Origin of the sequence: Quyinboa ferrireducens, from assembly GCF_042436675.1 — a bacterium.
Taxonomy (GTDB): Bacteria; Bacteroidota; Bacteroidia; order Bacteroidales; family UBA5342; genus JBHJHP01.
The window spans coordinates 167190-181038 of record NZ_JBHMVA010000003.1 but is presented as its reverse complement, the minus strand read 5'-3'; the positions used below and the strand labels follow the sequence as shown (position 1 = coordinate 181038).

Annotated in this window: 4 protein-coding genes; all 4 read right to left on the bottom strand. The window is 39.3% G+C overall.

Annotation, left to right across the window (positions count from 1 at the left end):
• Window positions 1-6: 6 nt before the first annotated feature.
• The 4 genes from ACE01N_RS06865 to ACE01N_RS06850 all read right to left on the bottom strand — a co-directional run bounded on the left by ACE01N_RS06865 (window position 7) and on the right by ACE01N_RS06850 (window position 13748).
• Window positions 7-3375, bottom strand: a complete 3369-nt coding sequence (locus ACE01N_RS06865) for a CotH kinase family protein (protein WP_380586172.1) — start codon at window positions 3373-3375, stop codon at window positions 7-9.
• A 153-nt stretch (window positions 3376-3528) separates the two neighbouring features.
• The gene (locus ACE01N_RS06860) at window positions 3529-6159 is read right to left on the bottom strand and encodes a glycoside hydrolase family 3 C-terminal domain-containing protein (protein WP_380586169.1); all 2631 of its coding nucleotides are present in this window, start codon (window positions 6157-6159) and stop codon (window positions 3529-3531) included.
• Window positions 6160-6213: 54 nt separating this feature from the next.
• Window positions 6214-9567, bottom strand: coding sequence for a malectin domain-containing carbohydrate-binding protein (locus ACE01N_RS06855; protein WP_380586166.1), 3354 nt, complete (start codon window positions 9565-9567; stop codon window positions 6214-6216).
• 200 nt (window positions 9568-9767) lie between these two features.
• Complete coding sequence (locus ACE01N_RS06850) at window positions 9768-13748, bottom strand: hybrid sensor histidine kinase/response regulator transcription factor (RefSeq protein ID WP_380586163.1); 3981 nt, start codon at window positions 13746-13748, stop codon at window positions 9768-9770.
• Window positions 13749-13849: the final 101 nt, after the last annotated feature.

The window sequence follows — 13849 nt, the reverse complement described above, 5'->3', positions numbered from 1 at the left end:
ATTATGCTATTGAATGTAAATAACCCGTTGCTTTTCTGTAACAGAGCCGGATGAGATGTTGATCAGATATATGCCGTTGCTGATATTCAGTGCTGATAGCGATAGTATAAAGTTGTTTCCAACGGAAAAATCGACGTTTGCTTTTTCAAAAATGCGTTTCCCATTTAAATCATGAAGTGAAAGCCTGGCATTATGTATGGCTTTATTGCTTTTTATGACAATGAAATCCGATGTTGGATTTGGATATATTGTAATATTTGTGTGTGTATTGGATGCGGTAAACTCTAGTCCGTCTGGTGAAGAATTATCAGCAAAAGGCGTCCCGCCCCAAACAGAAGATTTGATCCAGTTTTCTCCGTTTGTGTTAATTGTTTCGGGATTTGGGTTTGACGGAACCAGCGAATAACCGGCAAGATCAACGATATTTGGCCAGGGCGAATCAATACCGTAGGATACATATCCTAAAATGTGATTATAATCTGTGGCCAGAATTACCTGTTCGCCTCCGTTCGATAAATTGCCGCTAAACCATCCTGTAGCTGTTTTCTGATAGGCGTATTCAAACAGATACGGGTTAGAAACCAGTACTGCAAATTGCCCTGCTTGTAATATCTGAGGAGCATTAAAGGTAAAGTTTATTCCGCCCGATACTACTAAATCAGAAATATTTATGGCTTGATCACCAATGTTTTTAAGTTCAATGAATTCATAGTTTTTACCTGATTTACCAGCCAGATCATCCGGATTATAATGGATCTCTGTTAGACGTAGATCATCCGGTTGTTTTGTGTCCAAAACGTGAACGGTTCGCAATGGGCTGGTTTCATCTGAATTCAGAATACGGGATTTGATTTCGGTAGTTTCAGACACTTTTAATGTATAAGTATCTTCGGATGTTGATATGGCATTTGGATTTAATGTTCCATTTACAGAAATTGGATCTTCACCATTTGTTGTCAATACGATTGATCCTGTTCCATTTGTATTTTTTAGCATTATCAGAACAGTATCAACAATGGATAAGCTAAGACCATTTACCTTTTGCATTGCCTGATTCTGTACACTCATATATAATTCGGGAGCTTCCGTTTCGGGCAGTAAATCTGCTGTTTTTAACTGACTAATTAAGATATCTGTTCTCACTTCCAGAAACCTGTCAACGATGTCCTGAACATCTCCCTGCCAGTCTGCTTTGGTTAAGGCAACCGAGGACTTTGAATCTCCCCAGCGGGCAGATTCTCCGATAATGGCATACTGAATATCATCGGCTCTGGATAAAAACAGTGCTTTACATCGTTCCGGAGTCAACACACCGTTGTTGTATAAAAAAGTGTAAGCCCTGTCTGCAAATCTATGTCGGTACAATTCGTTTTCAGATAGTTTGTTATGCAAGGACTGTGCCTGAAACGAATTGATATCCGGAACATTTATGGTTATGTTTACCCTGTCTTCTGTGGGGCCGATTCCCGGTGAAGCCGGGTAGGCCAGAATGGAATGTTCGGCATCGTGAATAAGAAACTGAAACCCGTTTCGCTTGTAGGTTCTGTTTCGGATGTTATAAAAATTATTAATGAAATTACCAAACTTTGAATAGGGGCTGTCAAAATTCCCGGTATAAAAAATAACCAGCATGTAGTCGATGAGATTATCAATGTCGACCAAAACCTCCATAGAGGTGTCTATTTTTCCACCGGAATCACGTCCCTGAAGTTTATAATAGTTTGCATCATTTTTGAATCCCTGACGAAACAAATTGTAAACCTCATCCCATTTTTCCAGATTACCGTCGGTTGCTTCAATCGTCCGCGATGAATAATTCTGAGTATTTACTTTTACAACGTCATAATCGTCTTTATCTCCCCCAAAATAGGATTCCGCAAAACGGGCTTCTGCTCTTTCCTGTGTTTGATAAAGTCCCCAGTACATGCCGTTCAGATAAAGATGATAATAACGGCTTCTGGTATAAGGTTGGTTCATTTCGCGTTGAAGATCACGGGAGAAAACATCCCGGTTCATGGTACAGAATTTATCTCCTTTATAACTCCATGAATAATTCTGAGACGTTCTGAGATCTATTTTGTCATAAGAATCAGTTCCTTCAACACCGAATAAAGGATATTCCAGTTTCGGATTGCCATACTCGCTTCTGAAAAACAGACGGAATGCATGTTTGGGATTATCGGGATGCCGGCTCCATCCACCACGGATTCGAATTCCTGTATTGACCTGAAATCCCTCTTCTTCGTTAGGTGTATTAAACAGTTCCAGAGAACCTGCCCGTTCCCAGTCAGGACCGCGGATTCCGGCGTTCACATATATTCCGTAAGATGCATTAACCAGATTATCGGTAGACGTCACCAACGACATGGATGGAATATCGGTCAGTGCGAGTTCAATCTGATTTTTATAGACTGAACTGTTGACAACATCAGGATCCATAGCGTAGTCAAAAATCTGACTGTTTACTGACTGTGAAGGCCATTGACCACCCGGATAGTTTTGTGTTTTTACTTTATCCGGGAAAATATAGGAAACGGTTCCTGACCACGAGGGAGCCAGTGAATCGCTGATTGCACAGGCCCTGAGAATAACACCAGGTGTCCGGGGACGGTTGCCTGTGGCATCCGGATCAATCTTAACCGTAACAGGACTGGTGGTTTCTATGGCTGTTGGCGAAGTTTGCGGGTCAGAGCAATCCAGTGTATACCGGATACGATCACCTAAAGTCTTTGTAGTAATGGTCGCATCAAATGGTGTGTCGTAAAAACCTGCTGCATGACTGAATTCCACTTTCTGGGTTCTTGGAATTTCAGGTTCTTTCACTCTAAGCTTTAAGGATAAATCGAAGTGTATATCGCTGCTGGTTAAATTGTAATTAAAAACCTGAACTGCGATAATATTTTCTCCTGCCTTTAAAAAGGACTCATTCGGAGACATAATATAATTTTCAAAATTACCGGATTCATGTAATGCTGTAGCGAATGAATTATAAACCGGATTTTGTGGCGCATTTTCACTAATTGTAAGATGGCCGTTTATGAACAGATTAAATCCATCGTCATAATTGAGAAATAAAGAAACATCTTCAACATTGGTTAAGGAGTCAATTTCAATTTTAGTCCGGAGGTAGAAAGATGAGTAATTATTCTGCATATCGTCCAGAACGGTGCCATTGGATCCATCACCATACCAAAACGGCGACAAACCTTCAGTCCAGGATTGATCGTTAAAATTTAATTGGGTCCATTCATTTGCCGATCCAGGGCTTTGTGATCCTTTATAATATTTGTATTCAGTACCACTCCTGATTAATTCCTGAGATGAAGCCGATATAACAATACAAAGAAAGAACAATATATACCTCAGTTTTATCAAATCCTGACTCTTTTAGTGTAAAGTTAAAAATATAAGCCATCGGACAACCGTTGCAAAATAATTTAGAAGCATCTTAGATAAAGACTTTCAGGTTATCATTTTTTTGTTTGAAACCACAAAAGAACAATAATCGGTCAGAAAAATCGTATGTTTCTATAATTCAGCTAATTTAGCTTTGCCTTTGACCCGGAATGCTGTACTAATGACTTCCGTGGTGGCTGCATGCAGATCACTGCTGAATCCCGGCTGTTCTCCTCCCACATAAACAGTAAATGAACCTGCTTCAATAACCCGTTCAGATTTATTGTTGATCATGGACAGTTGCCTTGGTTCAAGCTTAAAACTTACCACTTCACTCTCCCCTGGATTGAGATGAATGCGTTCAAAACCTTCAAGCTGGTGGAGTGGGCGGGGTGTGGAAGCTTTTTCATCTTTCAGGTACAGTTGTACAACCTCGTCACCGGATCTTTCCCCTGTGTTTGTAACGGTAACAGAGACCATAACATTCTCGCCTGCTTTTACTGATTTCTGAACTTTCAGATCTGTGTATGAAAACTTGGTATAACTTAAGCCATAACCAAACGGATAGAGTGGGTTACCCGTATAATACCGGTATGTTCTCTCCTTCATGTCGTAATCTTCAAACGGCGGCAGTTCTTCCAGCGACGTATAATATGTGATTGGCAACCGGCCTGAAGGATTGTAATCACCAAAAAGAACATCGGCCAGGGCATTCCCTCCTTCTTCTCCCGGATAACCTACATTGATTATCGCTTCAACATTATCTTTGGCCCAGTTAATTGCCAGGGCGCTTCCGGCGTTCAGAACCAGGATCACCGGTTTACCGGTAGCTTTAACAGCTTTCATTAGCTTTTCCTGAACCGCAGGAAGCTCAATATCCTTTCTGTCTCCTCCTTCACCTTCAAGACGTTGCGATAAACCAAGAACAAGAACCGTAATGTCTGCCTTTTCTGCCACGGCAACAGCTTCGTCAATCAGATCTTTTTCAGGCATGGCCCATAAAAACTGTGCATGTGCATTCGATTTATCACTAAAGAATGTAATGTCAACCGGATATCGCTTTCCTTTTTCAAGCTGCATTGTGCCTGTGGCATATTTGGCATGATGAGCAGACCCTTTACCATTGGTTATTTCTTCGCCGTTTATTTTTATGGTCATGCCTCTTTTTGAAAAGAGCCCCATTTCATATTTTCCACTTTCAGGCGGAACCAGATATCCTGTCCACCGAACAGAGAAATCATCGATCAGATTTTTGGAAATCGGTTTATGTTCCCACCAGAATTCAATATTCTCATCGGTTCGTTCCAAAACAGGTTCACCTTCCCAGTCCGTATTGCTATAGTATCTGGCAGTGAGTCCCTGCTTACCGTCTTCCGTTTGTAAATATACGGATGGAACCGGTTTAAGATTAAGGGTCTCATAATCCAGGTTTGATCCTTCGGCATACTGAACCGTTGCGATCGGTTCAACCTTGTTTTTAATTCCGCTAAGAAACGTCACCGGATGAAGCGGAGTACCATGATAGTTTCCCACCAGCGATTCCCAGTTATCTGCATTGGGTCCTATAACGGCAATTGTTTTAAGTTTTTCTTTATCAAGGGGCAGGAGGTTATTTTGATTTTTCAGAAGCACAATGCTCTCCTGTGCTGCTTTTCTGGCCAGACTGTTATTTGCCGAGCAGCATACAATATCAACCGGAATATCTGTATATGGTACAATGGAATCCGGATCAAACATACCCATTCTGAATCTGGCCATTAAAACCCTTTCGAGCGCACGGTCAATATCATTTTCGGTAACAAGGTCTTCTTTTACAGCTTCTGTTAGGTTTTTATAATAACTGCCACAGTTCAGGTCGCAACCACCTTTTATGCCAATTGCAGCAGCTTCAGCTTTAGTATCAGCCAAATGATGACCGGTTTCAATATCCCGGATTGCACCACAGTCAGACACTACATAACCTTCAAAACCCCAGGTATCCCTAAGCAGCTTATTTAGAAGGAAGTTGCTGCCACTGCACGATTCGCCCCTGAAGCGGTTATAGGCTCCCATTATGGAGTAGACCTTTGCATCTTCTACGGTTTTTCTGAATGCCGGAAGATATGTTTCATATAAATCACGGTCGCTCACATCTACATCAAACTGATGACGTAAAGCTTCTGGACCGGAGTGAACAGCAAAATGTTTGGATGTTGCTATGGTTTTGAAATACTTCGGATCATCGCCCTGAAGGCCAGTGATAAACTGGGTGGCCAGTTCACCTGTGAGATAAGGATCTTCACCATAGGTCTCATGGCCGCGTCCCCAGCGCGGATCACGGAATATATTAATGTTAGGCGACCAGAAATCGAGCCCGGTATAAATCTCGCGCTTGTTGATCCTGACAAATTCGTGGTATTTGGCGCGGGCCTCATCAGAGATCACAGTGCCGATGTCGTGCATTAAATCTTTATTGAATGACGCAGCAACCGTAATGGATTGGGGAAATACTGTTGCAAACCCGTTACGTGCAACACCATGCAGGCATTCATTCCACCAGTTGTATTTTGGAATATGCAGCCTCGGTATGGCTTTGGAATCATTCATAAGCTGACTGACTTTTTCTTCCAGAGTCATTTGATTCACCAGAATTGCCACCCGTTCCTCGAAAGACCGGTTGTAATCAAGGTAGGAAAAATCAACTTCCTTCTCCTGAGCAGGCATGACACTGCTGATTGCTCCGAGTATTAAAATTAAAAGGATGGCATGCAGATTCTTATGCATAAGCGATAGTTTATTTCAGATAGTATTTTTTAAAAATAATTTAATTGCCGTAGTTTACTTTATAATTATCATTCTTTTGGTATTAAATTGACCATCAACACCTAAACGATAATAATAAACGCCACTGTTAAGAGCAGAAACATTCATAACCTCTTTATAAGATCCCTGGTTTTGCTGTTGATTTACAACATGATTGATTTCCCGTCCGTTTACATCCAGCAAAACCAGATTAACCTGTCCCGGATGGTTTAAACTGTAATTAATTGTAGTGGTTGTACTTGCAGGATTTGGATAGTTCTGATTCAGGGCAAAGCCGTTATTCCGATCTGTCGTTGAGCCATTTAAACTGCTGGTGATAAGCTTTTCAATGGCTAACGCATTAATTTTGGCATTATCCGTTACAGTAATAAGGTTGATATTCAGTGTTCCATCTGTCATCTCAACCGGAATGATAACATCATAGGCCACATCTTTGCCTACCTGCGCGAAAATATCAAGGTTCTCAATGACTCTTTTTCCTTCAACATTGACATTAAATAACCTGCTATTGGGTGAGTTATGATAGATCTCCGCCATTTTAAGGATGACGTTGTATTTTCCATTCTCCAAAGGAATATTGATACTGAATGTTCCAAATTGTTCCGTTTTATACAGCTCATCGTCTTCAGTTCCTGCAATATTGGTTGAAGATGTTGAATACGATCTTCCCCCTGAAACATATTGTGAAGGCATGGATAAATATTCTGTTCCATCAACTGCCGTATATGTATCACCAAAATTGTATGCCTGAACAATAACACCTTCCTCTACGGACTGTGTTGCAGCTACAACTTCATCTGTTGGGTTGGAGATACCGAAAACATTGTAACTTCGAAGGCGATAGGTATATTCGGTTGCTTCCTGTAATCCTATTTCGCTGTATGAGGTGACATCAGGTCCTAAAATGGCGAGCGTCTGGAAATTTCCGTCTACTTTTTTATCAACGATATAACCGAGCAGCTCTTCTGATGTTGCATTCCATGTTAAATCGACCTGACTGGCACTGGATGAGGCCGCATTAAAACCGGTTGGAGTTGAAGGTGCATCGCCGCTTGTTATCCGGGCGTCTCCTTCTACCTGTACATTTATTCCTGAAGAAGGAATTGTTCCTGAATACGATATTTTAATGTGACTGAGATCTCCTTTACCTGTACGTTCGTAAGCTACATCACTACCGTTAACCTGAACCATGGATACTGAATTGTCTCCTCCTGTATATTTATCAGAAACATAAATTGCGTTCACCTGCACGGCGTTATCAGGCGTAAACGTTATGGTTTGGTTCTGGCCTGAATCTCCTGATGCCTTATAGCTTATTGTTACATATCCTTCAGGGGTAATGAGCGGAATGCTATCCAATTCGCTGACTCCCTCAAATAGCTTAGGTTCAAGCCATAACTCTCCTGTGTACTGATTGTAGTGATAACCTGCCAGATTATAAAAGTTACGCCAGAGAACAGGTGTACTGATATACTCATCAGAACCGTCTGTGGATGTTGCGATGTAGGTAGGTGTAGTCACTTTGGGTGGAACGCCTAATTCGTGATTAAATACCAGATTTCTGTTCAGGTAGTTGCGTTCGTACATGTCTTTTTGAAGAGCCAGCCAAACATCTGAACGGTTGGTCTGCAGGGCATAGCCTCCTAAATGGGCAACAAGGTAAGGCTGCCATTCTGAATAAGAACCACCCGGCAACCCCATCCCTTTATTTACAGGATCATAGTAAACCAGCATGTTTATGAATAAGTTGTCCAGCTTTGATTTATCCCAAAATGGATTAATCTTTGAGTAATTGGCTATCCATAAGTTTACCATGGCACTTTCACAATAATTGCCCAGGGGATAACTCTTGTCCAACCAACGGGCCTCAAAACCAGTAACTGCAGATTCCAATGCTGTGCTGTAGGTTGTTACCAGTTCAGTCTCACCTTTTATGGTTGCCAGTTCAGTCATCATCTTGTATGCAACAATAGATAAACCTGTGTTGTAGGCCTGTGAGTTTCCTCCCGCATCATATGTGCTCTCTGAACTTGCAAATGTATAAGGATACTGAGAACTTCCATACAATTTAACCTGATCCAGAATTCGCTGCCCTGCTTTTTTTACATAAGGCCAGAAGTAATCCAGCTTTTCCTGTTCTGCAGTGGCATTAAACGTTTCATAAACAGATAAAATAAAACCACAGTTTAAATCCACCCACTTATCAATGTCTCTATAATCTTCATGTTCGGTATCATCCCAGCCTACATAATTGAAATAGGTTCCAAAATCGTGATGAATCTGACCCGCGTAGCTTGTTACATGTTGTGTTCGTGCCCACCATTCCAACTCCTTCCAGGCCAGTTCCGGATTAATCATGGTAAAGATCTGGCGGGCATGCCACATCTGATCCATGGTTCCTTCAGGTTCCCATTGCCCTTCGGTATGACAGTAACGGCCATCTTTGAAATATACACTATTGTTAACAAGTGTTGCAGTTGAATTCAGCGTTTGATCGATCAGCCATTCCGGCAGGTTGGATGCACGCATACGGTTTACCAACTCTTCAGAATTCGCTTTGAAGGTATCGAATTTATCAAGCGCGGAAACAGCTACCTCTTTCGCACTGTTCCAGAGATTTGTGTAGTAATAGTGGGAAGTATCATCTGCTCGGTACCATGCAATTACAAATCGGATGGTTTTTGTTTCATTGGCAGCCAGTGTCACTTTTGCTGCGACACTGTTGGTCGATCCGGAGATGGTATTGTTATATACTCCGGTTGTAGCATAGTTCGCATCATTTCCGTAACTAATAACACCGGAATGATCGGGCGTAGAAGCTAATAGGCAAAGTTCCGGACTGACTCCCGAAGCAATAAAGCCGGAATTAGTAATGCCCAGAGGATTTGATGCTGTAGCCAGCTGAAATGCAGGAGATACGGTGACCTCTGATGCTTCAAGGTTTTCTAATGTCATTTCACACATCATAGCCGGGTGGCACATGTTGTCAACCGAATACTGATCGTAAGCCATGTAAAGGGTCATGTTTACAGATACATTATTGGTTTTACCGAAATTCACCCTATGAAGTGGAAATATGGCGTCATCATCGGCCCGGCCATCGGTAATAACAGCTGATAACAAATCATCTGTTTCTATGGATGTTCCTCTTTCCGTAAAGATTTTAAACTTTGCTCCGTTCAGCGTCTTGTAATTACCGTTTCTGGTTGGTGATGTAAAGTTATAAGAGAATGTTCCGTTACTTGCCCTAAATTTAATGGCTCCCGTACCAATACCTCCCAAAGGAATACCGGTTGTTCCATCTGTTTTTCCGGACAAATTGATGCTTATAATTAAGAATACTGCAAGAATGATAGATGTAAGTCGCATAACGAATTATTTATTGATTGCACAACTTAGCAATGATAATTCATTTAGCTGAATGGTTATGTTACTAAAATATCATTTTATGGGAAAAATATACCGGATCAATTACTTTGCTGTTATTTGCGGTTTAAAGTCTGGCTAAACAAATATTCCACCATATACTTTTAAAAGGAATGGAGTAAATCGAATATTTATTTTTAGCGTTATTTACTGTTCCTTTTTTTTATTTCACTGGCGCTCATGTTGTATTTTTTCCGGATACATTTTCCAAAATATGAAGCGTCGCTGAACCCGCATGCATATGCAATTTCTGACACCGAAAGATTACTTTCAGTCAAAAGCTGGTGAGCTCTTTTAAGTCGAATATCATTAATGAATTCTTTAACCGTCATGTTTGTAAGGGCAGACAGTTTTCTGTAAAGTTGCATCCTGCTTATTGACATTTCATTCATAAATAACTCTATGTCCAGATCCGGATTATCTATATTGTCTTCGACTATTTTAAGGGCTTTTTGAATAAATTTCTCATCCGGCGATTCAATCTTAACGGTGGTAGGCTTTAATACCATCTCTTTGGAATACTTTTCTCTGAGGGATTCACGTAATGCCAACAAATTTTCAATTTTCGTCTGTAGAATAGATATATCAAACGGCTTAGGAATATAATCATCTGCACCTTTCATTAATCCCTCTAAAACACTCTCCTTGGAGGATAAGGCAGTCAAAAGAATGATGGGGATATGAGATGTCCTTTCATCTTTCTTCAGAATATTACACAACTCATTCCCTTTGAGTCCGGGCATCATAACATCTGAAATGATTATATCGGGAATGGTTTGAATGGCGATATCCAGACCGTCCTTCCCATTGGCTGCCTGGTAGACCCTGTACATTTTTTCGAAATGTGATTTTAAGAATGATCTGACATCATTATTATCTTCAACTATCAGGATAATTTTCCGGTCATCTGATTTATTTTCCTCAAAGGAAAGCGGGGAAGATCCCTTAACATTTTCTTCCGGTATGTTTTCTTCAATTATTAATGGTTCCTCTTTTAACGGTATTAATATAGTAAAGGTTGTACCTTTTTCTTCTTCGCTTTCTACCGTAATCTGGCCATTCAATAATTTAATTAGTTCTTTTGTGAAAGCGAGCCCTATGCCTGAACTGGTAGAGTTTTCATGTTGACCAGAAAAGAAGCGGTTAAAAATATTTCCCAGGTTTTTTTCAGGAATGCCTATCCCTGTATCTTTAATCACAAATTGAAGATACTGATCATATATATCCTCATTAGGATCATTATTAAGAATAACGGAAATGATGAAGCTAATACTTCCTCCTCGTCTGTTATATTTAATTGCATTAGACAGTACATTGTCCAGGATCTTTTTTAGCTTATCGGGATCAAAATCTGTTATCAATGTGTCTTTTACGCTTATAAACCGATATGTAAGCTCCGATTCATCCATCAGGTTCCTGAATGAATTAAACAAATCGCGTGAGAATTGAATGATGTCACCTTTTTTGTAATTCACCATTAGCATGCCTGATTCAAGTTTTCTGTAATCCAGCAGTTGTGTTATCAGATTCATTAAATGGCGGGCATTTTTATGCATCAACAGCAGATTCTCTCGTATTACGGAGTCTTTAAAATCAAGATGCATAATCCTTTCCAAAGGACTTATAATTAAGGTTAATGGTGTTTTTATTTCATGCGAAATATTCGTAAAAAACTGAAGTTTAAGGGCATCAAGTTCATGTAATCGTTGTGCCTCTTTCTTTTCATATTCCAGGCTTTTACGTAATTCAAGTACTTTTAAAATATACCTGAAACTCAAGAAAATGATTAGGGCCAGCACAAGTGTTGCTGTAATATAAAACCACGTGGTTTTGTAATAGGGTGGTTTTATTGTTAGTTTAAGAGATGCTCCTGTTGTATTCCATGTATTTTTGTTGTTACTGGCAATAACTCTGAATGTATAGTCACCGGGATCCAGATTGGTATATGTGGCACTTCTGTTTTCTGTTATTTCCGACCACTCATTATCAAATCCTTCGAGCTGATATCTGTATCGGTTTTTTGAACTGTTTGTATAATTTAGTGCGACAAAATCAAATGTCAGAAACCTGGAGTCAAAGGGAATATTTATGTCTGCTGTTGAATCTGATAAGATTTCCTTGTTCTCAAATGACTTATTGTATATTTTGAAGTCGGTTATATAAACAGGTGGTTTAAATGTATTTTCTTTAATATCTGAGGGGTTAAAAATATTGAACCCGTTAATTCCACCAAATATTAAGTTTCCTTCATTGGTTTTATATGATGCGCCATAATGAAACTGATCACCCTGTAATCCATCGATCCGGTAATAGTTATGAAATATTTTATTCTTGGTATCAAAACATGAAAGACCATTAACCGTACTTATCCATAAATTATTGGTGTTGTCTTCAAGCATACAATACGTCAGGTTACTGGATAAGCCATCATTTTCAGTGTAATTTTTAATTTCTCCATTAATCTTATCATAGGCTACAACTCCTCTGTTTATGGTCATAATCCAAATACGACCGTTACTGTCTTCATAGAATCCCCTGGCATTTTCTTTAAATGTATTTATGATCCCAAAGCCAGGTCTGTATATTTTAATAACTTCAGATCCCAACCATAAGTCATTGTCTTTGTCAATGCCGATCCAGGAAACACCGTTGACCATATCATCGAACTGCGGAAAATGTTTAAAGGTTTCTGTTACCGGATCAAACCGGTCCAGGCCGCTTGCCGTGGCAACCCATATGTTGTTTTTATGATCGATTTCGATGTCCCAAACGATATTATTCGAAATGCTGTTAGGATCGCTGGCACTGTGCATCAGGACTTTTGATCTACCCTTATTTGGGTCATAAATGTTTAAACCACCATTAAATGTTCCTATTAAGATACTGTTCTTAAAAGGTTGGATGGCTTTAACACAATTATTGCTTATCTTATTATTTTCCGTTGTTAAATAAGAAAAGGTGCCTGTTTTAACATTAAGGATATTAACCCCGCCATTTTCGGTACCAGACCAAATTTTCCCGGAAGGATCTACCCAAAAACAATAGATTTCGCTGTTGTTTAAATATTTATTATTATCCGGTAGCGCTTTATAGGTTTTAAATACCTGTTTCCCCATTGACAAGTAACTGAGACCACCTCTGGTTCCAATCCATATGTCACCTTTCTGATCCATGAAGATGTTTACAATGGAATTATGAACCAGTGATTTTTCTTCTAAAAGATCGTTTTGATACAACTGAAGTTTGTGGGTTGTATCGTCAAAATAATATAATCCACCTCTGGTTCCAATCCAAAAATTTCCATCCTTTGTTTGTAGAATTGATCTTACCGTGTTATTTCTTTCCTGTTTATCATTGAATTGAAATCTTATGCCTCCTGGATTTTTATTATCAATTATAATAAGACCTTTTTCTCCGGTCCCGATCCATTTTCTCTGCCGTGCATCAACCGTAATCTCAAAAATTTCATCATGTAAATCTGGGTTGATAGTTGAATAGTTTGTAATGATTTGAGACTTTAAATTAAGCTGATCCAGGCCGGATCGTGTTCCGATCCATAAGATCGTATCGTTCTCAAGGGACAAAGTTCTGACATAATTGTCCGAAATTGAATTTCCTGCAGATATTTTTCCCTGAGAATAATTTTGTAATACTGATTCTGTAAAATCAATTTTCCAGATTCCCGTTTTTGTTGCTGCCCATAAGTTGCCGTCCTTATCCTCAACTAAATCTTTAACAGAACCATCAGAAAGTACGGTTTTATTATTTAATATAAGTCTTTCAAAAATATCCTTTTGTTTGTTGTATTTTACCAACCCATAATCCTCAATACATCCGTAAAGTGTATGATTTCTGCTTTCAAAAAAATTCCGGATTAAAAAATTTTTTACATAAGTTGAATCATCTGTGTAAATCCCGTACTCTTTGAACTTAACGCCGTCAAATTTTTGAATGCCTAATGCTGTGCCAATCCAAATCCAGCCTTCATTGTCCTGAAGAATACAGTTTACATAATTATCAGTCAGGCCATTCTCTGTTGTAATATTGTCGAAATACAATTTAGTATTTAACGAGAATGAAAACTGTAGTATAAATAAAAAGGAAGCAATAAAATAATTCCTCATGCTAATTTCCAGATTTTTTAAAAAGGTAAAATTAAAAATTATGAGAACTATTTCATCTTTTTGTAAAGAAATTGGAAAGGGACAGGTCGAAGATTATGGTA